We start from the raw sequence: 24,336 nt of genomic DNA, 5'->3' as shown, positions 1-24,336 counted from the left end.
TTATAAGCTTCAGAACTTATAAGCTTCAGAACTTATACGCTTCAGAACATACACGCTTCAGAACTTACTCGCTTCAGAACTTACACGCTTGAACTGAAAATCAATAACATTAAACCTTTAACTGCCTAACTCGCAAGTTTGATAACAACGTGTGATTCTCCTACAACATCCTTGAATATACACATACAGGAAGCGTATATTTTGTGAGCTGGACATGTTTTTGATTAATATTCAAGCCCTTCCCTTGCCGGGACGTTTTTTTCGAAGGGGTGCTTTATAAGCCTCATCTCCGTTACCAGGTCTGCCCTTTCTATCAGTTTTCCAGGAGCCCTCCTCCCTGTCAGGACAACTGTGGTTTCTTCCGGTATATCATCCAGCAGTTTGAGGATGTCTTCGGTTTTCACAATACCAAAGTGGGCTGCAAGATTTATCTCGTCCAGTATCAGGAGCCTGGGCTTCCTTTTCAGGGCTTTTTTTGCAAATTCGAGGCCCTTTTCCGCCAGTTCATAATCCAGAGGCACGGGATTCTTGAAGTCTATGAAATCTTCCCTTCCAAACTGGTGGATCTCGTATTCCGGAGCTAGCCTGTCCTTTATTTTGTACTCCCCTATGTACTTCCTGCCTTTCATGAACTGGATTATTATTACACTGTACCCGTGACCTACAGCCCTGAGAGCCAGTCCAAAGGCGTTTGTGGTCTTTCCTTCTCCTTCCCCCGTGTAAAGATAAACCAGGCCTTTAACCAATTTAACCCCTCAGAAAGTGTACTTTCTCCCCAAAAAAAGAGTGTAGTTGCAGGAATATGTTATTTTTGTATCAGGGTCTCCATAACCCATAAAAAATTAGTTTTTCTCCATAAAAGGGCTTTTGGTTGTCCATTTTTACATAGTTGACATTGCCATGATTAAAAATTCAGTATGACAAATGATTGCGTTTTTGTGCAAGGAATACAAATCAGTTCCAGTTTCATTGAGGTCCGGAACAATGGATATGTAAAAAGACTGAAAGCCTTACATTAGATAAATTATCCGCTTTACTGATCTGTGATCCTGTTCAATAATATAATTCAAGTACTTGATTTGCCGAAAGCCTACTTTTTATGAAATATTTCGTCATTTTTCGTTGTATATAATGAATAAATATAAGTATTTGAGCGATATAGATGATATTTGTTACTGTTGTTTTGTTTTTTATTAAGAGCATTATTGGTAAAAGATCAACAAAATAGTAGGCGGATAATATATTATCAACTGAATAAAAAGAGCCACAATATTTTCAGACACGAATCTTAATTTTCTAAAAATTCTTCTAGTACTGCATTCGGAAGCGATTCTGAAATATGTGTTCACAAAACTTAACTTTTTAATATATCCGAAGATCAATGATTTTTCCAGAATAAGGAACTAATTTTGGAATCGAAACCCCATAATGAAGATTTAGATTCGAGCGTTGAGGAAATATCGCAATGCTAGAAACCTCAATTATGAGCGCGGACATCATAGACCGAAAATTTGTGTTATAATTTGTGTTATAATTTGTGTTATAAGTAATGTATAGGAGTGGTTAAATGAAGACTAAGTTGAACAGACCGTTTTTCTTTGCAATACTAATGTGTTTCATGTTGATGACAACAGGAATTACCTCAGCTTCTGTTGACCATCCTCCAGTACTTAATCCTATAGGCAGTAAAACAGTTTATGAAGGGAAAACGTTAAGCTTTACTCTCACAGCAAAAGACCCTGATGGCGATAAAGTAACATACTCTGCTACAGGTCTACCACGTGGAGCCAGGTTGGTTGCGAGCACTGGCAAGTTTACCTGGACACCTGCAATTGGTCAGAAGGGAAACTATATTGTAACATTCAGCGCGAAAGCCAAAGGTCTAAAAGACTCTGAGAAAGTAAAAATAACAGTATTAGCTGAGAATCCAAACATAAAAATTACTTCCGTGTCACGTTATGGAACCTCAGGATACGCTTCAGGTACAGTTAAAGGTGTAAGTACTTCAGCCTATAGGGTTGCTGTCTTTATATACGTTCCAAATTTAGGATGGTGGAATAAACCCACCTGGGCTCAACCATTAACAACAATTAACTGCAATGGTAAATGGAAGTGCGATATAGATACGGGCGGACGAGATGTATACGCAACAAAAGTCGCTGCATTCCTTGTCCCAAAGAACTATAAACCACCTGAACTTCATGGATCCTCGAGTCTACCATCTGAGCTTTACAAAAAAGCGGTTGCTCATCACGAAGTCTCTAGATAAATATTAAGGCTCTTCGTTGTTTTTTGTGGATATCCTCATAATGTCCTGATAAAAACCAATGCGGTCTTGAATTGAAAATCATTTTATCCATAAAGAATGGCGAAGAGCCAATATTAAAAATTACAGACTAAATCTTCTTTTTTACGAGTTCAGGGATATTAAAGAATAAATTCAAGTTTTCACCTGGATTTCCGCAGATGTCCTTTCAATTCCCATAATTATTTCTGCTATCTTTTTTTTGAATGTTGACGGGCTTCATTTATTGGATTTTTGAAATTAATTGAAAGATTTCAGTACTGTAATATAGGACGAGTTGAATAATAGTTCAACAGGTCGGAAACTTAGTTAATTGGAAAACTGGCCTGTGGAGATATACATGCCCATCGGTCCTACAACGTACTTTGGGAAAGAGAGAGTATTTGTTGATAGGGAAGCCTGCATTCAGACTTTCAGAGAAAATATCCAGAATTCGGGAAATCTAGAATACAACGTACTATTTTATCATGGGATTGCCGGAATCGGGAAAAGCAAGCTGCAGAAAGAATTGCAAAAGATACTGGATGAAGAGTATCCCGAAATATTCTGGGCAGCTATTGATCTGAACACAAAAACTTATAGAGAAGTCGGAACTTTTTTAATCGCCCTGAGAAACAAGATTCAGGAGAAATACAAAGCTAAGTTTTACCTTTTCAACATTGCTCATGCCATATACTGGAAAAAACTACACCCTGAAATTCCCCTGCTAGAAGAGAACTATCCTGTGATTAAAGAAGGAAAATTTTTCAGTAAAATAATAGATGTCCTTAATGAATTTGGGCCTACAAGATTGATCTGGGATATTATAAATAATGCACCAGACAACATAAAGAGATATTATAAAGAACAAGCCATAGACATCAATAAACTTGTTTCTATGGAAGCCCCTGAAATAGAAAAATTATTGCCTGGCTTTTTTGCTGCAGATTTTACAAGTTATTTAGGTACGAATTCAAAAGCTTACATATTTATTGACACTTACGAAGCTCTCTGGGATGGTCTGAGGGAGAAAGGCGGTTTTCATGAAAAAGATGAGTGGATAAGGGAAAACCTGATCCCAAACATGAAAGGAGTTTCATGGGTAATCTGTGGAAGGGATGAATTGTTATGGGTTCCCGAATGTGATGAAGACTGGAAAATGTATCTGGAACAACATTCGGTAGATGAACTTCCAGAGAGATATTGTCAAGAATTTTTAGAAGATTGTGGTGTTGAAAATAAGGACATTCGGAATATAATTATTAAAGCCAGTGAAGGAGTTCCATACTACCTTAACCTGTCTGTTGATACCTATGAAAAGATTAGAAAGAACAGGCAGCCAGTCTCTGAGGACTTCGGAAAGACGCAGAAAGAGATATTCAATACATTCGTGAAATACCTGAATGATAATGAAATTCGAGCCCTCAAAGTGCTTTCAGTACCCAATTCCTGGGACAGAGCCCTTTTCGAAATATTGATGAAAGAGTTTGATTCAGGATATCCTGCTGGCGCATTTTCAGAACTGATTAAGTTTTCTTTTATCAAAAAAGATACCGATGGAAAATGCTCTGTTCACCAGTTGATGAGAAAAAGCCTTAAGGAATTCCATGATCCCACAGATCGAAAGAATATCCATAAGTATCTACTTGATTTTTACAGCAAAAAGCTAGAAAATATAGATATCAAAGAAATAATCCCAGAACACGAAAACACCCTTACCGAAGCTTTTTACCATGCAAAAGAGTCATTGGAAGCAGAAGAATTATGCGAATGGTTTATTTCTGTATCTAATCCGTTTTATAGAGCAGCATTCTGGCAATTGATTTCTCCCTTTTATGAGGAAATTCTTCAGATACTCGAAGTAAATGTCAGCCCTGAGCATTTGCTCGTTGGAGTTACTTTGAATTATCTCGGTATACTTTATACAAATATGGGAGAATACGAAAAAGCACTCCCACTTTATCAAAGGGCACTGGAAATAATTGAAAAGGTGCTCGGGCCGCAACACCCATCTGTTGCAACAACACTAAACAATCTCGCAGGACTCTATGAAAGTATGGGAGAATACGAAAAAGCACTCCCACTTTATCAAAGGGCACTGGACATTCGTGAAAAGGTGCTCGGGCCGCAACACCCATCTGTTGCAACAACACTAAACAATCTCGCAGGACTCTATGAAAGTATGGGAGAATACGAAAAAGCACTCCCACTTTATCAAAGGGCACTGGACATTCGTGAAAAGGTGCTCGGGCCGCAACACCCAGATGTTGCAACAACACTAAACAATCTCGCAGGACTCTATCGTCAGATGGGAGAATACGAAAAAGCACTCCCACTTTATCAAAGGGATCTAGAGATCAGTGAAAAGGTGCTCGGGCCGCAACACCCAGATGTTGCAACAACACTAAACAATCTCGCAGGACTCTATGAAAGTATGGGAGAATACGAAAAAGCACTCCCACTTTATCAAAGGGCACTGGACATTCGTGAAAAGGTGCTCGGGCCGCAACACCCAGATGTTGCAACAACACTAAACAATCTCGCAGGACTCTATCGTCAGATGGGAGAATACGAAAAAGCACTCCCACTTTATCAAAGGGCACTGGACATTCGTGAAAAGGTGCTCGGGCCGCAACACCCAGATGTTGCAACAACACTAAACAATCTCGCAGGACTCTATGAAAGTATGGGAGAATACGAAAAAGCACTCCCACTTTATCAAAGGGCACTTGAAATAGTAGAAAAGAAGTTGGGACCGAAGCATCCCAATACAGTTACAATAAAAAACAATTATAATTTTCTTATTTCAGAAATGAGTGAAGGAGATGAAGAAAAATGATTTTTGAAAGTACAATATACAGTTTAGATTATTACTTCCTCACGAGATTTTTCTTATAAGAAGCCCATCTACTTCAATTTATCCGGTTTATTCCTTTACATGCCTGACAATGTGCCCAGCTTCAGGAATTATAATCTCAGAAATTGCCAGTTTCACAGCATTAGGTGACCCCGGAAGGCAAAATACCGCTTTTCCTTTAATCACGCCTGCTACAGCTCTGGTAAGGATTACCGACGTTCCTATGTCTTCAATGCTTTTATACCTGAAAAGTTCCCCGAAACCTGAGATTTCCTTTTCAAAAAGTGGGGTAACAGACTCAATTGTAATGTCTTTTGGTGCAAGCCCTGTGCCTCCGCTTGTAATTATAATATCTGCGGGGCTGTCAAGAGCAGCAAGAACTGCATCTGTAATTGAGGTTTTTTTGTCGGAAACCAGCCTGTAGAAAGAAATATTATGGCCGGCCGCTTCGAGAAGATCTTTCATATTTTTGCCTGAAATGTCATCGGCATCTTCAGGTGAGGCGGGATTTCCGTATTTTTCATATCTTGAGGTCGAAATTGTGATTAAGGCAAAAGAAAAGAACTTTTTTGCTTCTTTTTTGTGAATTTCCGGTGTAGATTCTTTCATGAAAACCACCTATAGCCATGAGTCTAAACAATGCAACTAATCAAGGAGATATAAAGTATTTTTTGTTGCAGCAATTAAAGGCATGACTATAACAGGGACTTGTAAAATCTTCGGAGGCTGAACAGCTATACAGGTTCAATTTGGCTGGAGTAAATTATAATTTCCCGAAGATTTTACAGAACCAGAATAGCATTTCTATGGAGCTGTTTATTCAGTAGCTACAAGTTGTTTATTCTTATTCTTTTAGGTGAAATTTTATTCGGTCGAGTTTCTTTTGCTTTTCTCACATACTTTTATGATAAGGACTTTTTTCAATTACTTTTTCATATACTTCAAGAGTCTTTTCAGCTATTCTTTTCCAGTTATATTTCTTTTTGAGAACATCATGCCCTTTTTTTCCCATTCTGTTACGGCCAAGCCCTTCAAGGACGTAGTTGAGTCCCCAGGCAATAGAAGAGGGCTCTTTATAAGCAACAACACCTGTCTTGAAATTCTCCACAAGGGCAACTGCATCGCTTGCAACTACCGGTTTTTTTGCATCCCAGGCTTCAAGAACAACGATTCCGAAGGGCTCGTTCCGGCTGGGTACGCATACAAGGTCACAGGCGTTAAACCAGTCTATTACGGTGTTATCCGGGGCATATCCGAGGAAATTGCACGAGTTCCCGATGCCAAGTTTCTGAGCCTGGTATTCGCAATGAGAGCGCATTCCCCCATCTCCGATAAGTACAAATCGGGCATCCCTTTTTTTCAGGACTCTTGCCGCAGCTTCGACTAGGAGGTCAGGGCCTTTCTGATATGCCATCCTTCCCGTGAAAAGCACAACCGGAAGGAAAGGGTTAATGCCATAGTGCTTTTTCACGTCTCCGGGGTCAATATTTCTTTTTATTTTTCCCACGTTTATGCCGTTAGGAATTTTCCAGATTTTATAATCGGGAATTTTGTAAATTTGCTTAATTTCTTCCTTCAATATTGGCGAGGTCACAATCACGTCAGAGGATTCGTACCCTCCGAGCCACTCTCTGTGAGATATTTCCTTTGTCTCCCACCAGTCTCCGTAACAATTTCCATTACGTCCCCATTCAGTACTGTGAAAGGTCAATACAAAGGGCAGCCCAAACTGAGCTTTTATCCTGCAGAGAACATTTACCGGATGCCAGTCATGCCCGTGAAGGATGTCAAACTCACCTGCTTTTTCTCTTACGTCCAGGAACCGGTAGTACATAGCATCACACATCCGGTCCATCTGTTCAACAATTCCCCCATTTTGGTCACAGGCAACTCTGTGATAATGGACGCCGTTGATTATTTCATTATCGTCTCCACGGCCTCGCGTAAAAAGATGGACCTCATGTCCCTCTGCTGCAAGAGCCTCAGAGAGTTCGGATACATGGGGAGAAATTCCTCCTATACGTATTGAGTACAAACTTTCCCAGGAAAACATCCCTATTCTAATCATTTTCATAGACCCACTACTCATTTTTGAAAAATTAAGGAAATAAGTATCAAAGAGTTCAGGCTTTCCATTGCCTGTTGTGTGTTAATAATATAGTTCAAAATTTATAATATTTTCCATAAAAATATAAAGGAGCTTGAGGTCAAGGTTATGGGTCAAGGTTATAGGTCAAGGTAATTTGTCATACGGTAGCCAGAATCAGAATATTAAGAATATCTTAATAAGAAAAAGATTTCAAGTCGTTGTATCCTGAAATAATTTCGCAGAATAATTTCGCAGAATAATTTCGCAGAATAATTTCACAGAATAATTTCACAGAATAATTTCACAGAATAATTTCGCAGATCCAAAACCATTTGGAAGTTCAATACACGATACAACAGCAGACCGCGCGAAAAGTATAGAATTCACAGGTACATAAAAATGAATTAATTGTTTACAGCAACGCATTGCTTTTTTTCAAACACACAGATATTTAATGACTCGACTCAAATTAAGTATACATGAGTGGGATCAGGCTTGGGGCAGATTTTCTTTCTACATATGACGAAGGAATAAAAAAAGAATGGATTATAGGAAATGGTCTTGGAGGATTTGCTTCCTCTACAGTAATTAACGCAAGAACAAGGACTTATCACGGACTGCTTGTCGCAGCTCCACAGAATTATCCAGGTAGATATTTGCTACTTTCGTCCCTTGATGAGGAAATTTCTACCAGCGAAGAAACCTATAAACTTGCAACCCATAAATATCCAGGCATTATTTCTCCTACGGGTTTTAATTATCTTTCAGAATTCTTTCAAAACCCATTTCCTACCTGGGTTTACCATCCCGGCGATTTAACCGTAAAGAAAACCGTCTTCATGGTGCGCAACAGTAACACAACCTGTGTTCTCTATGATATAGAATCCAGAAGAGAGGAAGCTTTACTAAGAATTATTCCTCTAGTAAGTTCAAGAGACTTTAATATCACTGCCCGCGCCGGATACCTTTCCTTTACCCAGGAAGCTACTCCTGCTGGAGTGGAACTGGCAAGCTCTAATGGTTTTACTTTCTCGCTTTCGTCTGATCTCCAGTATCATCCTGATCCCACATGGTACTATAACTTAGAGTATGACGCCGAGAAAGAAAGGGGGCTTAATTCGGAGGAAGATAACTTCAGTCCTGGTTATTTTGAAAGCGAGATCGGATTGGGAAATTTCCGTTTTTTTGTTGCTGCTTCAACAAGAGATATTTCTTCTCTTAATCTTAAGCAAGTTGATAAACTCCGTACCAGGGAAGCAAATCGGCAGAACCTTCTTGTCCTTGATTCGAAACTTATTGATCCTTTTGCTCTTAAACTTACCAGGGCGACTGATACTTTCGTAGTGAGAAGCCATATTTCAGATGAGGATACGGTAATTGCAGGGTATCACTGGTATTCTGACTGGGGAAGGGATACCATGATTTCTCTGCCTGGCTTGCTTTTAGTTCCTTATCGTTTTGAGGAAGCAAGAACCATTCTCAATTATTTTGCCAGGTACTGTCGGAGAGGCTTAATCCCTAACACTTTCCCGGCTTTCGGAGGGGAACCAATTTACAATACAGTGGATGCTCCTCTCTGGTTTATTCATTCCCTTAGCCGCTATTTTGCATATACAAACGATTTCCTTTTCCTCTCAGATATATGGGACACAGTAGTTAACATTATAGATCATTACTTTACAGGCACAGATTTTGGAATCGGCATGGATTCAGATTATCTCATCCAGCATGGACCCCAGCTAACCTGGATGGATGCAAAAATCGGAGAATGGGCAGTGACTCCAAGAGCAGGTAAAGCCTGTGAGATAAATGCTCTCTGGTATAACGCCCTGAAAACCGCTTCTTACCTTGGCACGCTTCTCGGTGAAGAGGTCTCTCCATACGAAACTCTTGCAAACGGTGTTGTCTCGAGTTTTGAGAACACTTTCTGGAACCCTGAAACCAACTGTCTCTTTGACCTCGTATATAAGGATGAAACAGGAAACGAGGTTAAAGACCCTGCTATCCGACCTAATCAGATCTTTGCCGTATCTCTACCTTATACCATGCTCCCCCCTGATAAAGAAAAAGCGGTTGTGGACAGAGTTGAAAAAGACCTTTTGACCCCCTTTGGCCTCAGGACTCTCTCGAAAGACCACCCCTTATATAAAGGACAATATCATGGAGATGCCTTAACCAGAGATACAGCCTACCACAATGGGACCGCCTGGCCCTGGCTTCTTGGAGCTTATGTGAAAGCCTACAGGAAAGTCAATAATTATTCGGAAGATAGCGTGGAGAATATGCGGACTCTTCTCAAGGGCTTTGATATTCAGCTTGAAACAGCAGGCATCGGTTCCATTTCTGAAGTATTTGACGGTGACTATCCTCACTCCCCCGGAGGTTGTATCGCCCAGGCATGGAGCGTCGCGGAAATTTTAAGGGCATATGTAGAAGATGTACTTGGGATTAAACCTTGAAAACGGGGTTGTGTGTAGCCTTTACTTTTGATAGTCAAAAAACAGTGAAAACTTGCATAAAAGCGCTCCTAATTATATAATTCAGGAAATTATGATTTTGGTTCGTCACTTGACTGTTTACTTCTGACCAACTAGTGCATCGATTCCAAAGTATGTCCGAAATGAATTTTTTGAAAACCACTGAAAGCACGGAAGACACGGAAATCAGTAGTAAAGACGTGTTTCTTCCGTGCTTTCCGTGTTTTCCGTGGTTGTAATATCCAGATTGAATCACTATGCGACAGGCTGCGTTTTCCGTGTTACAGAATTCCATGTGACTTGAAAATAATATTTGAGTCGTAAGCCGTAATTATTTCCTTATTATGTACTTATTTGAGAATCGATGCACTAGGCATCTGAGCTAACTCAGTATCCTGATTAACTCAGCATTCTGGCCAATTTCGTATAGGGTTCTGCTCTCCAGTAACCTGCTTACTCCCACTTATTTGCTTATATTTCCCACCTGTTTGCTTATATTTTAATAATTTATCAGCTAATGCACAGGTATGCTTATACTTGCAGCGGATGTAGGAACAGGTACGCAGGATATTCTACTCTTCAATTCAGAAAAAGAAGTGGAAAACAGCCTGCTTATGGTCATGCCCGCTCCCACTCAGATTATTGCGAAAAAGGTACGGAAAGCGACCAAAAAAGGAAAGACAATAGTATTTACCGGAAACATAATGGGAGGAGGCCCTTCTACGTTTGCTATCAGGGCTCATCTAAAGGCAGGTTTTCCGGTGTATGCTACTGAACAGGCTGCTCTGACTATCAATGATAATATTGAAAAAGTGAAGGCTTTCGGGATTCAAATCATTTCCGAAGCGGAAGCAAAAAAACTTGCATCTGAAGAGAATACACAGGAAATTGTTATGCAGGATTTCGATCCGGTATCGACTTCGACTGCGCTTTCTGCCTTTGAGGTTCAGATGCCTGCAAATTTTGCCGTGGCAGTACAGGATCATGGGAATGCTCCTGAGAAGAGCAACAGGATCTACCGTTTTGAACTGCTTCGAGAACTCATTGATAAGGGAGGAGAACTTGAGAACTTCGTCTACAGGCCCGAGGAAATTCCTGAGGCTTTTACCCGTATGAAAGCCCAGGCAGATTCTCTTCTCAAAGCTGCGGGGAACCGGAAAACCAAAGTCGTTTTCATGGATACCGGACCAGCAGCCATATTTGGAGCACTAACTGATCCTGCGGCTGTACAGCCGTCTGTTGTGGTTAACATTGGAAACGGTCATACTCTGGGGGCGCTTGTGAATGAAAACAGGATCATGGCCGTTTTTGAGCATCACACTTTCCTCATGGACCCTGAGAAACTCCAGGAATACATCATAAAGCTTGCCGACGGAAAACTTGGTTTTGACAAGGTTTTCGAAGACGGAGGGCATGGAGCATATAGAAAGGAAATTTCAGGCTTTGAACAAATTGGGTTTGAGCAGGTTAGATCTATATTAGTTACGGGTCCAAAAAGAGAAATTCTTGAAAAGCTTTCTGAATCCGAAATCAGGAAGGAGATATCAAACAAACTGCATTTTGCCGCACCTTTCGGGAGTATGATGCTTTCAGGCTGTTTTGGGCTACTTGCAGGATTTCTGGAGAAGTACCCTGAACCATCAATAAACCTTATAAACCACTAAGTAGTTAGGGAGTAAGTCGCTTAAGCCCAGGATATACAAATTTTCAGGGGTTATGAAAATTTAATTCCGAATCCCTATCAGGGAGCCAGGAAAATACAGTAGCTGCTTGCTGAAGTCCACCAGGGCAGGTTTACAGATAAATGTAAATACAGGCAGGTATCTCTATATGCACATATCTCATACTGAATCGTTTGCTAGATGGTTTTTCACGAACTTACTGCAAACATTTATATGCGGAAAGGAACCGAAAAGGAATCCGTAACAACAAGCTTTAGCGAAATTAAATTAAACTAATCAGGCTAAATCAAGTTAAATTAAGCAAGCTGAACTAAGCTAAATTAAGTTAACTAAGTTAAATCAAGCTAAATTAAACTCATTATCTTTCAGGAGAATCAAGCTTATGGTACGAAAGCCAGGAAGTATGTACAGAAACGTGAGGCAGCGCTCATTTACCAGAAGAAAATACATGGGCGGTGTTCCAGGCAGCCAGATTATTCACTATGATATGGGAGACAAAGCAAACACCTCCTTCCCGATTAAAGTCTCCCTGCTTGTAGAAGAAAAATGTCAGATAAGGCACGTTGCTCTTGAAGCAGCCCGTATTACAGCAAACAGGCACCTGACTGAAGATACAGGGAAGATGGGCTATTACATGAAGCTCCGTGTCTATCCCCACGAAGTCCTCAGGGAAAACAAGCAGGCAACCGGCGCGGGTGCTGACCGTGTATCCAGTGGAATGCGCAGGGCTTTTGGAAAGAACGTAGGTACTGCAGCAAGAGTAAACCCATTCCAGAAGATCTTCACAGTGGCTGTTGAAAAGCAGAACTTTGCGGCCGCAAAGAAAGCTCTCTGGCACGCAGGACAGAAGCTGCCAACCCCCTGTAGAGTCGTTATCGATGAAGGGGCAGAACTGGTACAGTAACCAGTTAAACCGTTAACATCAAAAGGAGTAATATTATGTACGATTACGAAGAGCTTTTGAACCGTGCAATGGCAAAAATGCCTGACACCGAGACTACGGATGCTCGATTCGTAATCCCTGAGCCCAGAATTTTTTCCGAAGGAAAGACTACAATTCTTGAGAACTTCGGAAATATTGCAGATATCCTTAACCGGGACCCTGACCACTTGATGAAATATCTCACAAGGGAACTTGGGACTGCAGGGAAAATAGAAGGCACACGCGCAGTCTTCCAGGGAAGGTTTACGAGAGCCCAGATCTCTGATAACATTCAGGCTTATGTGGACGAATACGTTATGTGTTCGGAATGCGGACGCCCGGACACCCAGCTTGTCAGGGTGGACAGAGTACTTATCCTGAGATGTTCTGCTTGCGGAGCTCACAGACCCGTCAAAAAGAGAAAGGTAAGCAATGTGGTTGTCAGGGATGCCATCGAAGAAGGAGGAACTTACGAACTCCGGATCGATGCAGTCGGGTCCAAAGGCGACGGAATTGCAAAGATAGATAAGTATACGGTTTTCGTGCCCGGAGCCTCAAAAGGCGACGTGGTCAAAGTAAAAATAAAGAAAATCAGCGGAAACCTCGCTTTCTCAGAGAGAGCAGCCTGAGGTTTAAGCTTTTTTAAATATCTTAAAAAGCAGCTCAGGTCGATTACTTATATTTTCGTGCCTGGGTAGCCTAAATTTTTCTTTTAGATTTAAGCTTGCACTCCAGAGTTAAGCCTCCAGAAAATCCATGGACGACTTGTTTTTCGGTCAAGCCTTTTTTCAAAATGGTTGTTTTAAAAAGGGGTTATTTTAAAAAAGGTTGTTTTAAAAAGGGTTGTTTTAAAAAGGGATTGTTTTAAAAAAGGTTGTTTTAAAAAGGATTGTTTTAAAAAGGATTGTTTTAAAAAGGGTTGATTTTAAATATCCAGCAAGCAAATCAGGAACCTGTGAAGAAAGAATGACTTCTGAAAAAAAGGATACACCGGAAGTTTCATTGAGAAAAGTTCAGGCAGAGGAAAAAAATATAGAAATTTTCTCAATGCCCGGGCTGTCAGTAAACCTCAGGAATGCCGGGGACGTTCTGGAGCTTACGGCAAACGGGACCCTGAAAGTAGCTTTCACCCCTATCCTGAAAAAGATGAATTCCCGCCTGAGAGAGGAAAAGCTAGCCCTTGTAGAGGAGGGCAGGGTTATTGCTTCAGCCTGGCTCCCTCCGATCCCAAGCCCGGCTTTTAAACGTCTTATTTTTGCGGAAATACAGATAGCTCTCGGGAAATACATCCCTGAAACCGTATCCATTGAACTTACCCTCCAGAACAGTTCGAGATATCCATCAGGAACGATTGCAGATGAGCTGGATACCGGCACATTAAAAAGAATAATTGATGAAGCCCTTGAATCCGGCAGTTTCATTATCACATTTACTGAAAATGATCCTCTCCTGAGGGAAGAAGTCTTTGAGCTGATAAAGTATGTGGACAAAAAGCGGGCTATAGTAAACTGTTCCACCTGGGGTACGGACTTTTCAGCAGAAACAGCTTCCCGCCTGAAAGACGCCGGGCTCCATTCCCTTATGGTAGGGATTTACTCACCTGATCCTGAAAAACACGACGCTGCCCGAAATTCCAGTGGAGCATACGAAAGGGCGGTTTCTGCCATAAAACTGGCACTTGAAGCCGGGCTCATGGTTGTAATGACAACACATGCGTCTCCCTCAAATATACAGGAACTGCCCGCGCTCTATAACCTTGCATCAGAACTCGGAGTCCATGAATTTTCAGTATGGGAAGCAATGCCCAAAACCAGGGATGAACCTGTAATCACTGACGAAGATCGAAAAAGCATCCTTGAGATGTACCACAGGATAAATTCCAGTCCCAACGGCCCGCGGATGTTTGCAAATACTTATTTTGAAGGTCAGATGATGGGTGCAATGGAAGGCAGGCGCTGGATGCATATAACGGTAGACGGAGATACAAAAGCCGGCCCTTATCCGCCTTTCAGTTTTGGGAACATAAAAGAGGAATCTTTAAAAGAGGCCTGGCAGAAAATCAGGAGTTACTCTTATTTCCAGAAGCAGAAAAACCTGGCCCCGATGCACGACCCGGAGTTTATGGAGTTTGTTGACAGGATTCCTAAAGGAGCAAAGCTGCCTTATCCTTTTGAAAAGGTTTGCGAAAAGTAAAAAGGAATAAGTTGCAGGATGTCCCTTTACAGTATTTTTCTATAGAATATCTCTGATACATTTATATTTTTTAACCTGTTTTTAGTCGGGATATGCAGACCAGAATTAAAAGTCTCGTACCTCTGGAAAGCCAGTATGAGTCTGGAACTGCCTGCCCGAAGATAAACATTTACATATTAGCACGTATTTTTAAAGAGCAGTTTAGCTGGAACTGCGTTCATATCTTAAATTATTCAGTAAGAGAAAGCTGCCTGCCTGAGGCTTTTCCCAGAAAATCGGCAGCCAACGAGGGAATTTATGACTGAGAAACTTGACCCATGGAGTTCAAGCGAGATTAATGACTATTCCAAGTTATTCGAAGAATTCGGGATTTCTCCATTTGATAATGTACTTCCTGAAATCCCCTCCCCACATATGTATATGCGGAGACGAGTTATCTTCGGGCACCGTGATTACGAACAGATTGCAGAGGCCATGAGGACAGGTGCCCCTTTTTCGGTTATGGACGGTTTTATGCCTTCAGGGAAGGTTCACCTCGGGCACAAGATGGTTATGGACCAGATAATCTGGCACCAGCAAATGGGAGCTTCATCTTTTGTCGGGATTGCGGACAGGGAGGCTTTCTCAGTACGCGGTTTTTCCTGGCAGAAGTGCAGGGAAATTGGGGTAGAAGAATACATATTAAGCCTTATAGCTCTCGGTTTTAAGCCCGATGGTCTTATTTACTTCCAGTCAGGCTGTGATAGTGTCAAAGACCTGGCATTTGAACTAGGGGTCAAGGTCAATTTCTCGGAACTGAGTGCAATCTATGGTTTTTCAGGAGAGACAAACCTATCTCACATGATCAGTGTAGCAACCCAGGCTGCCGATATTCTCCAGCCCCAGCTTGAAGAATTTGGGGGACCAAAGCCAGTTGTGGTGCCTGTGGGACCTGACCAGGACCCTCACCTTCGGCTGACGCGAGGGCTTGCAGGCAAGATGAGTATGTTCAGGGTAGAGGAGAGAGAAAACGCAAATGGCGAGAAATACCTGAGCGTGCGCGGCAAAGGAGCACCGAAGCAAGCTTTACATGAGCTTAAAAAACGCATTCCAGGAAAAGTGAAACTCTATGAAGAACACATTGATGTACTTCAGATTCCTGACTATGCATTCCTTGAAAGGTTCAGTTTACAGATAAGCCAGCCTGAGAAAAGGGAGTACTTCATGACCCAGATCCAGGAAATCGCTAAATTTGCGAATGAGGCTAAACCACCTGAATTTTTGGATTATGAAAAGTACTTCGTTTTCAGAAGAGTCTGGAAAATCATAAGGAAAATCCTGGAAGAAGTCGTGGCAGAAGTATCCGCTGAATTCGAAGGCTATGCTTTCATTCCTCCCGCATCTACCTATCACCGCTTTATGAGTGGGCTGCAGGGAGGAAAGATGTCAAGCAGCGTCCCTGACAGTTATATTGCTCTGACTGACGATCCGAAAGAAGGCGCAAAAAAGGTAAAGAGGGCAAAGACCGGCGGCTGTGTAACCCTGGAAGAACAGAAAAAACTTGGCGGAAAACCTGATGAATGTTCAGTCTTCGAACTGATGCTCTTTCACCTTCTTGGGGACGATGAGGAATTACTGGAAATCAGGCAGGAATGCGTCTCAGGAACCAGGATGTGCGGCTCATGCAAGCAGCTTGCGGCAGAGAAGATGTACGAGTTCCTCAAGGACCATCAGGAGAAACGGGAACTTGCAAGGGAACAACTTGATGAGTACAAAATAATTTACAAAAAGTAATTTACAGAAAGTAATTTACAAAACTCAAGTCCATAAATAACCTTACAAAATAATTTTTATAAAAATAATTAGTTATAAATTTATCAAACTCTTAATATTTTCAGGAATTTCAGGATGTGATCATGTATGAGTATTCAGGACAATCTCACAATCAACGAGAAAAAGGTCTTGCTTGCCCTTGAGGAAATAGGATCTGCTGCCCCCGAGAAGCTGGAGGAAAAATCAGGGTTGCAGGTGGATGCGGCAATGCAGGCAGCCTTCATGCTTGAGGAAAAAGAACTGGTTTCGGTTTCCGAAAAGGTACTTGAACGTTATTCCCTTACAAAAGAAGGAGAAGAGTATACAAAAAACGGACTTCCGGAGCGCCAGATTATTGACTTCCTTAAGAAGCCTACCTCGCTTGAAGAGCTGAGGAGCCATTTTTCTCCGCAGATGGTAGGGATTGCAACCGGCTGGCTCGTAAAAAAAGGATGGGCGAAAATTGAAAACGGGGTAATGGTGCCGTCGGGAAATGTATATGCAGGAAAAGATGAAGAAACCCTTGCGGCTTTCACAGGCAAAGCAAAAACCCTTGAAGAGCTTGGGTCCGACCAGGGAACAATAAAGGACCTGCTCAAGCGTAAACTTATCATAAAACATGAAGAAAAATTCAGAACTGTTTCCATAACTGATGCAGGAAATGCGCTTGCTGCCCAGGGGCTTGTCCTTGAAGAAGAAATCGCCCAGCTCACTCCTGATTTATTGAAGAGCGGGGCCTGGAAAGAGAAAAAGTTCAGGCCTTACCGTCTTGATATTACTCCCAAACCCCTTTATGGAGCCAAAATCCATCCTTACAGGCGCCTTATAGAACAGATGCGCCAGATCTTCCTGGAAATGGGTTTTGCTGAGATTAAAGGCGGGATCATCCAGAGTTCTTTCTGGAATTTCGATGCCCTTTTCCAACCCCAGGACCACCCTGCAAGGGATATGCAGGATACTTTCCACCTGGACAGCACCTGCGAGCTCCCCACTGAGTACTTTGAAAATGTTGCTGCAATGCATGAGCACGGAGGAGAAATCGATTCCTGCGGCTGGGGAGGAATATGGGATAAGGAACTTTCAAGACGCAACGTGCTGAGAACCCATACAACATCCGTCACTGTCAAGTATCTGGCTGACCACCCAATATCACCTGTAAAAGCTTTCTGCATTGACAGGGCTTACCGCAGGGAAACCATTGACCCTACACATACCCCGGAATTCGAGCAGCTTGAAGGGGTTGTAATGGACAAGGACATGTCTTTTGCAGACCTGCTAGGCTTGCTGGCAGAATTCTACCACAGGATGGGATTCGAAGAAGTACGCTTCCGTCCCGGATACTTCCCATACACAGAACCAAGTGTGGAACCTGAAGTCTATGTTGACGGCCTGGGCTGGGTTGAACTTGGAGGTGCAGGCGTTTTCAGAAGAGAAGTTAGCGAACCTTTAGGGATTAAAGACCCTGTCCTTGCCTGGGGGCTCGGAGTCAGTAGACTTGCCATGCTGAAACTCGGGCTTAAAGACCTCAGGCTTCTGTACCAGTCCGATATTGACTGGCTCAGAAAGAGTGAAGTTTGCAGGACCTGAGATCTGAATTAAGGGTTCATAACCTGAAACTCTCAGGTTAAAACTTTTCATATTTAATTTTAGATAAAAATCTGCGGCCTTCAAGGCCACGAGAATTGGGGGGAGGGGCATATACCTTACGGAACGCTAGTTTCTAAACAGATTTTCTCTAATAAATATATAAATTACATTATATATTAATTGGTGAAATCAGGGATGAGTATATTGCGTTAGCAGTTAAACAAAAGGGGTCAGTAATGACAGATATCCCAGCAGAAAAAGAGAATCCAGTAGAAAAAGAGAATCCAGCAGAAAAAGAGAATCCAGCAGAAAAAGAGAATCCAGCAGAAAAAGAGAATCCAGCAGAATCTGTGACTGCCCCTAAAGAAATGCAAGGTGCCCCGGAAGGTCAGAAGGCAGTCGAACCGAGTAGAGTAGCTGTGAAAACCGGCATAGCAACCCGGTACTGGCTTGAACTGATGCCCTATCCTGCAGGCAGTGAAAGAAGTTTATGGCTCTTTGTTAATGATGACTGGAAGCATCTGGACGACCCCGATCCTAGCACTCAGGTTTCTGTGCAGGATGCCTTTTGCAGATGTTCGGAACGCCTGGAGGTCCTGGTCTGGTACTCTGAAGATGTAATCAAAGGACTTGTAGTAAAGACAACATAACTCAAATGAATTTGGGTTATGTTAATATATGATCCATCAAAAATATGTTATTTTGTTGCTATTTTTGTAAACCTGGTGCATCGATTCCAAAGTATGTTCAAAATGAATTTTTTGAAAACCACTGAAAGCACGGAAGACACGGAAATCAGTAGTAAAGGCGTGTTTCTTCCGTGCTTTCCGTGTTTTCCGTGGTTGTAATATCCAGATCAAATCACTCTGCGACAGGCTGCGTTTTCCGTGTTACAAAATTCCATGTGACTTTAAAATAATATTTGCGTCATAAACTGTGTTTATTTTTCTTATTATGTACATATTTGAGAATCGATATACTAGAAATGTAAATCTTGATGAGTAAATGATTGCAGTAGCCATTTTGAGGTTAAAACAGATTCCTTAACCGAATCCAAATAAACTCAAATGAAATCTTTCTTTTCTAATTTTCATCATTTTATAACAAATTTTTTAATGACTTTTCCGGTTGATCACTCCAACTATGTCGTTGCTCTAGTTTTCGCTCAAGTCTTTTTAAAAGGCATACGGATAAGCAGTTTTTTGGAAAGACTGTCGGTCTAAACTTTTTATATGAGAGTTGGATTAAATAACTACAAATCCTATTTTCCGGTATAAATTATCCGATAAAGGATTATAAGAAGTGGGATTGTGGGGTGAACTATGGACAAAAATAGATATTGGGAAATTACGCGAAGCGATTGGTACGGAACTGTTCAAGTGCTTTTTGCGTTCATAGCAGTAATCATGATATCATCAGTTTTCCTGCTTGCGAGCTACTGGTATCTCTGGATCATGATAATAGCCGGGGTTCTTTTCTTGCTTGTAGTATGGCACACAAAAAACTTTGCCTATCTCTGTCCCGGATGCGGAGAAGTGTTCGAGGTTTCAACGCTTGAAGATTTCATCAGCCCTAATGGTGTGAATAAAAAGTACCTCAGGTGCCCCAGGTGTGGGAAAAGGGCATGGGCCGATATTCTGAGAATTAAAGAGAAAACTGTCCATAAGAAATAGTTGTTATCTGAAAGCAGCTGTTATCTGAAAGCTGAATATACCGGTTATGTGAAAAGGAAAAGGGAACCTGAAACCCTGGGAATAGGTTTCCGAAAACGAACCCTGAGGAAAGATGGAAAAGGAAAACAAAGGCAAGAAAAACAATCCAGACTCTCGTACAGGAGAAAACGTTTCCCTCCTTCCAATTCTTGCTGTAAACTTCATAGGCACACTCGGGTTTAGTATTGTACTCCCGTTTCTGGTGTTTCTGGTTAACCGACTGGGAGGAAATGCTTTCATTTATGGGTTGATAAGTTCGATGTATCCGGCTTTTCAGCTAATAGGAGCCCCAATTCTTGGCAGGTGGTCTGACACTTACGGCCGTAAAAAGATACTGTTTATAAGCCAGCTAGGAACTCTGCTCTCATGGATTATCTTCCTTGTGGCTCTATTTCTTCCGGTAATAAGCCTGTTTAAAATCGATTCCAGAGTTCTGGGAGTTTTTACCGTTACTCTGCCCCTTGCAGTTCTTTTTTTCGCCAGAGCTCTTGACGGACTGACCGGAGGAAATGTATCGGTAGCCAATGCCTATCTGGCTGATATTACTGCTGAAAGAGATAGGAGTCGAAATTTCGGGAAGATGTCGATTTCCGAAAACCTGGGATTTATAGTTGGTCCTGCTCTTGCCGGAATATTGAGCTTAACAATGTATGGGGATGTAGCCCCTGTGCTTGGAGCAATAGTAATCTCACTTATCGGGACATTGCTGATTATATTTTATCTTCCCGAAAGTAAAGAGTGCGCTCTCGGGGAGCCTGAAAAAGCCGAGAAAGTATGGAAAATCTTCGGTTATGAGATAAGGGAATGCAAAACCACGTTTGGGGCGAAAAAACCTGAATTCATGGAGATTCTTAGACTTCAAAATATCCCTTATATGCTGGGACTGTACTTTCTAATCGACCTCGGTTACAATGTATTCTACACAGCTTTTCCCCTGCACGCAATTTCAACTCTCAACTGGAGTATTGCGAAAATGGGCATTTACTTTACAGTATTGAGCGGGCTTTTGATAATCGTACAGAGTACTGTACTTCCCAGGGTTTCAAGAAAATATTCGGATGCAGCCCTTATAATCTTCGGAAGCCTGATGCTCGGTACAAATTTTCTACTCCTCATTCCTGGAAATATTTTCCTTACCTACCTTGCAGCAGGTTTTTTTGCACTTGGAGACGGACTTATGTGGCCTTCCTTTCTCTCCCTCTTATCAAAGGTTGCAGGAAAAAAGTACCAGGGTACGGTACAGGGAGTTGCCAGCAGTTTCGGAGGCCTTGCCAGTATCACCGGACTTATCCTTGGCGGCCTTTTATATGAAACACTTGCCGGAGCCTCTTTTCTGATTGCAGGTCTGGTAATCTACACAGTCTTTTTGCTCAATTTCAGGCTCAGGAGCTTTGAAGACCAGCTAATTTTGAAGAACAGATAATTTTGAAAAACAGATAATTTTGAAGAACAGATAATTTTGAAGAACAGATAATTTTGAAGAACAGATAATTTTGAAGAACAGATAATTTTGAAGAACAGATAATTTTGAAAAACAGATAAATAATTCCCCCACTACCCTTTAGCCTTGATTTTTTTATCGTTTCAATTTAGTTAATTTAGAGTTTATTCAGAGTTTATTCATTTTCAGCGTATATACCAGGTCTTGTATTTGTTGTCACTGTTATGTAATTTGTCTTCGTTACAGTACTGCCGCCTGCAGCATTACTTACTGTAAGTGTAACCTTATATTTTCCTTCCTGTGAGTACTGATGCTCTGGATTCTGCTTGGTTGAAGTTGTCCCGTCTCCAAAACTCCATTTCCATTTATCTGGTATTCCTGTGCTTGTGTCAGTAAATTTAACGTTTAATGGAGCTTTTCCTGAGGTAGGTTTCGCAGAAAATGCAGCAACTGGTTTTGCTATTACCTTTATATAATCTGTTTTTGTTGCGGTGTTGCTGCCTGCAGCATTTGTAGCTGTAAGTGTTACCGTGTATTTTCCTGCTTTGGAATATTTATGGATTGGATTCTGCTTGGTTGAAGTAGCTCCGTCTCCAAAAGTCCATTTCCATTTTGTCGGCGTTCCTGTACTTTTGTCAGTAAATTCGACGGTTAATGGTGCTTTTCCTGAGGTTGGAGATGCAGAGAATGAAGCAACGGGTGATATTGGTCCTGGTCCGTCGCTTGAAATAGTGCTCATGTAAATATCAGATTTATCATTACTCTCATCGCCATATACCACTTTATTATCATAGATAGCAGGCTCATATACACTTCCACGGCTGGTAATTTTAAATTTCTGATTAGTGGAAAGATCGCACATGTAGATACCATGATATTTCCAGCCATCATCCTCTCCACCTTCATCCTTCCACAATATCCTGTTGCCATAAATATAGGGAGACCTCTGGTTATCTGGACTGCTGGTTATCTGAGTTTCCTTCCCGGTAGAAAGATCATACATATAGATATCGTCGTTTCCACTGCGATCTTCGGCGTATACTATCCTGTTACCGTAAATGGCAGGATTTTTTGCCGATCCGCTGGTGGTTATCTGAGTTTCCTTTTTAGTGGAAATATCATACATGTAAATATCATATTTATAATTCCCATCTCGATCATCTTCCCATACTATCCTGTTATCGTAGATAACCGGATAGTATGCTCTTCCGCCGGTGGAAATTTGAGTTTCTTCGGAAGTGGAAAGATCGTACATATAAATCTGCGAATATTCCTCGAACATATATTCCCACACAATCTTGTCATCATAGATTGTCGGGTCACTCGGCCATTCATAATCCGCTCCATTATTGGTGGGGATTTGAGTTTCTTTTTTAGTCGAGAGATCGTACATGTAGATACCCCATTTTTCGTTGCGGCTGTCTGTCCATACGATCCTGTCACCATAAATTGAAGGGTCCCATTTATATGATTTATTTGTGGTTATCTGAGTTTCTTTTTCAGTAGAGAGATCGTACATGTAGATATTATAATTTTCATCGCGCCAATCCTGCCACACTATCCTATCACCATCGATATCAGGTTCGCATGCTGTCCCACTGGTAGTAATTTGAGTTTCATTGATCGTGGGCAAACTGCTTTCCGCTGAAGATGCTGATGCTGCAGAAGAAAATAAAAGCAAAATTAAGGATATTGAAAATAATATTTTTTTATGGATAGTCTTTCTTTTCTCCATCAAACTCACCTATAATATCCAGTTATAAAAATTTAATTCAATTACTTAAATTCTAAAAACTATAGTTAAATTTTATTATTTTTACTTAAAAATATATAAAAATAAGTTTTAGTGGTTTATAAATAAAAAATCTTTAGTTTATATACTTAGAGCTTTTAGAAATAACTGGACAGGCATTGTAAAAAATGAAAAGAATAAAACATAATAAAAAATAAGGAATGAAAAACATAAAAAATCAATAAAACATTAAAAATCAATAAAAGAAAGAGGGAACAGTTTCCTGTTAACCTTCTTTCCGACAATCATTTGTAAGCAAAGTACGCCACGACTTCTTCTTCACTTACGGCATCGTTCCTGCAAAAACCGAAGCTTTCGAGCTATACGAGAGCTTGGACTATACAATAATGCTTTATGTATATGCAGGGATCTTAATTTGAAACATGTCTCATCGTGTTTGTTAAATCAGTTGTCAAGGGAGCCGTATCCATATCCTTTTGCTACCCAATTTTCAACGCTGTGATCTGATGGTCCTAATGTGTTTGAGCCTGATCCGACCGCAACGTAAGGTGACACATTCCACATAACATTATCATGAACGCTAATAGACCCGCTTGCATGAATGTTTCCAATACCTGCACTGCTGCTTGATCCTTTGAAGTCATGCATGATATTATGATGTACATTCGCATTTGTCAGTGAATTTTCCAGCTCAACGCAGCACCAGCCAGAGCCGGCACTACCTGAAAAGGTATTGTGGTCCACTTCAATATTTGCGCAATTGTCTATCCTGACACCTGTATTGGTTTGAACCTCAACATCACAGTTATACATTCTGGAATTCTTAGTTCCGGAGAGGAATGATACACCATCGTGTCCTACGGAATGCATTCTGCAATTGTATACTTCTATTCCAGAACTTTTACTGATTCTGACACCATCGCCATACAGATAGCGGGTGAATAAAATATCATGTACTTTGCTATCACTCGAAGACATTAATTTTATGCAATTTCGATAGTCTCCGTGACCTCCATCACCAGGTCCGGTTGCTGTACTTTTGAACTGAAGGTCACATACTTCAACATTAGAAACACCTGACCCGAAAACATATGCAGGTGATCCATCGGAATTACAAACTGAACCGGTAGCAAAGATTATTGTATCGTCGCCTGCACCTTTCAGTACCACATTAGATTTCAAAATTATAGGTGCACTTATCTTATAAGTGCCAGCACCAAGGTAAACATATCCAGGGTTACTTGATGTCGCTCCTGGTGCTACGGAGTTTATTGCGGTATTAATTGCAGTCTGGGCATCTGATCCAGACGTTGGATTTACAGTTATAGTATTCTGTGCGCCTAACACAGCGGGTACGGTTGTTAAAATAAGGCATGCTGCTAGGAATATGTTTCCTATCTGTCTTTTTAGCATCGTATCACCTTTGGGTTGGGTTTAGAATTAAAATGGAATCAAAAAGTTCCATAGGGTTAGAGTCTATTTTTCCCCAAAGCACATACGGCCGTTAAACTAAGACATGCTTTCAGGAATAGGGTTTCCTGCTTCTTT

18 protein-coding genes are annotated in these 24,336 nt (G+C 41.2%); 13 read left to right on the top strand and 5 right to left on the bottom strand.

Features of this window, described 5'->3' with window-relative positions; genetic code table 11:
* Positions 1–224: 224 nt before the first annotated feature.
* On the bottom strand, positions 225–746 hold the full coding sequence (locus tag MSKOL_RS02975) for a cob(I)yrinic acid a,c-diamide adenosyltransferase (RefSeq protein WP_048153597.1): 522 nt from the start codon (positions 744–746) through the stop codon (positions 225–227).
* 821 nt (positions 747–1,567) lie between these two features.
* Here MSKOL_RS02975 and MSKOL_RS02970 point away from each other — a divergent pair.
* Together MSKOL_RS02970 and MSKOL_RS18610 are read left to right on the top strand one after the other, a co-directional pair.
* Positions 1,568–2,269: a putative Ig domain-containing protein gene (locus tag MSKOL_RS02970; RefSeq protein WP_048153594.1), complete on the top strand. Its 702-nt coding sequence runs from the start codon at positions 1,568–1,570 to the stop codon at positions 2,267–2,269.
* A 376-nt stretch (positions 2,270–2,645) separates the two neighbouring features.
* Entirely contained in the window at positions 2,646–5,123 is a 2,478-nt protein-coding gene (locus tag MSKOL_RS18610) for a tetratricopeptide repeat protein (protein ID WP_052725320.1), read from the top strand.
* Between the two features lie 87 nt (positions 5,124–5,210).
* Here the strand turns inward: MSKOL_RS18610 and MSKOL_RS02960 are convergent, their stop codons facing one another.
* Together MSKOL_RS02960 and MSKOL_RS02955 are read right to left on the bottom strand one after the other, a co-directional pair.
* Positions 5,211–5,750, bottom strand: coding sequence for a molybdenum cofactor biosynthesis protein B (locus MSKOL_RS02960; protein WP_048153592.1), 540 nt, complete (start codon positions 5,748–5,750; stop codon positions 5,211–5,213).
* A 283-nt stretch (positions 5,751–6,033) separates the two neighbouring features.
* Positions 6,034–7,215: a glycosyltransferase family 4 protein gene (locus MSKOL_RS02955; protein WP_048153589.1), complete on the bottom strand. Its 1,182-nt coding sequence runs from the start codon at positions 7,213–7,215 to the stop codon at positions 6,034–6,036.
* A gap of 494 nt (positions 7,216–7,709) precedes the next feature.
* Here MSKOL_RS02955 and MSKOL_RS02950 point away from each other — a divergent pair, with 494 nt between their 5' ends.
* The 11 genes from MSKOL_RS02950 to MSKOL_RS02900 all read left to right on the top strand — a co-directional run bounded on the left by MSKOL_RS02950 (position 7,710) and on the right by MSKOL_RS02900 (position 21,017).
* Positions 7,710–9,689 carry an amylo-alpha-1,6-glucosidase gene (locus MSKOL_RS02950; RefSeq protein ID WP_048153587.1) on the top strand — a complete coding sequence of 660 codons (1,980 nt, stop codon included), beginning with the start codon at positions 7,710–7,712 and terminating at the stop codon, positions 9,687–9,689.
* 545 nt (positions 9,690–10,234) lie between these two features.
* Positions 10,235–11,371, top strand: a complete 1,137-nt coding sequence (locus MSKOL_RS02945; protein WP_048153586.1) for a DUF1786 domain-containing protein — start codon at positions 10,235–10,237, stop codon at positions 11,369–11,371.
* 400 nt (positions 11,372–11,771) lie between these two features.
* Positions 11,772–12,293 (top strand): 50S ribosomal protein L16, encoded by a 522-nt coding sequence (locus MSKOL_RS02940; RefSeq protein ID WP_048117907.1) that lies wholly within the window; start codon positions 11,772–11,774, stop codon positions 12,291–12,293.
* A gap of 35 nt (positions 12,294–12,328) precedes the next feature.
* Positions 12,329–12,940 carry a translation initiation factor IF-2 subunit beta gene (locus tag MSKOL_RS02935; RefSeq protein WP_048117905.1) on the top strand — a complete coding sequence of 204 codons (612 nt, stop codon included), beginning with the start codon at positions 12,329–12,331 and terminating at the stop codon, positions 12,938–12,940.
* A gap of 337 nt (positions 12,941–13,277) precedes the next feature.
* The gene (locus tag MSKOL_RS02930; RefSeq protein ID WP_048153584.1) at positions 13,278–14,504 is read left to right on the top strand and encodes a radical SAM protein; all 1,227 of its coding nucleotides are present in this window, start codon (positions 13,278–13,280) and stop codon (positions 14,502–14,504) included.
* Between the two features lie 92 nt (positions 14,505–14,596).
* Positions 14,597–14,809: a hypothetical protein gene (locus tag MSKOL_RS02925; protein WP_048153583.1), complete on the top strand. Its 213-nt coding sequence runs from the start codon at positions 14,597–14,599 to the stop codon at positions 14,807–14,809.
* Positions 14,802–16,277, top strand: coding sequence for a tryptophan--tRNA ligase (locus MSKOL_RS02920; protein ID WP_048153581.1), 1,476 nt, complete (start codon positions 14,802–14,804; stop codon positions 16,275–16,277). The genes MSKOL_RS02925 and MSKOL_RS02920 overlap by 8 nt, the downstream gene beginning before the upstream one ends.
* Before the next feature lie 126 nt (positions 16,278–16,403).
* A complete protein-coding gene (locus tag MSKOL_RS02915) occupies positions 16,404–17,882 on the top strand; it encodes a phenylalanine--tRNA ligase subunit alpha (protein ID WP_048153579.1) in 1,479 nt (492 codons plus the stop codon).
* Between the two features lie 236 nt (positions 17,883–18,118).
* Complete coding sequence (locus MSKOL_RS02910; RefSeq protein WP_048153577.1) at positions 18,119–18,532, top strand: hypothetical protein; 414 nt, start codon at positions 18,119–18,121, stop codon at positions 18,530–18,532.
* 672 nt (positions 18,533–19,204) lie between these two features.
* Complete coding sequence (locus MSKOL_RS02905) at positions 19,205–19,555, top strand: hypothetical protein (RefSeq protein ID WP_048117888.1); 351 nt, start codon at positions 19,205–19,207, stop codon at positions 19,553–19,555.
* A 112-nt stretch (positions 19,556–19,667) separates the two neighbouring features.
* Positions 19,668–21,017, top strand: a complete 1,350-nt coding sequence (locus tag MSKOL_RS02900; protein WP_048153575.1) for an MFS transporter — start codon at positions 19,668–19,670, stop codon at positions 21,015–21,017.
* Positions 21,018–21,210: 193 nt separating this feature from the next.
* Here MSKOL_RS02900 and MSKOL_RS02895 read toward each other — a convergent pair whose 3' ends face one another.
* Positions 21,211–22,668 carry a PKD domain-containing protein gene (locus MSKOL_RS02895; protein ID WP_231592391.1) on the bottom strand — a complete coding sequence of 486 codons (1,458 nt, stop codon included), beginning with the start codon at positions 22,666–22,668 and terminating at the stop codon, positions 21,211–21,213.
* A 564-nt stretch (positions 22,669–23,232) separates the two neighbouring features.
* Positions 23,233–24,201 (bottom strand): right-handed parallel beta-helix repeat-containing protein, encoded by a 969-nt coding sequence (locus tag MSKOL_RS02890; RefSeq protein WP_048123604.1) that lies wholly within the window; start codon positions 24,199–24,201, stop codon positions 23,233–23,235.
* Positions 24,202–24,336 lie beyond the last annotated feature (135 nt).

The organism is Methanosarcina sp. Kolksee (genome assembly GCF_000969945.1).
Lineage (GTDB): Archaea > Halobacteriota > Methanosarcinia > Methanosarcinales > Methanosarcinaceae > Methanosarcina > Methanosarcina vacuolata.
Note: the sequence above shows the minus strand (reverse complement) of the source record. Positions and strands in the feature narration are given on the sequence as shown.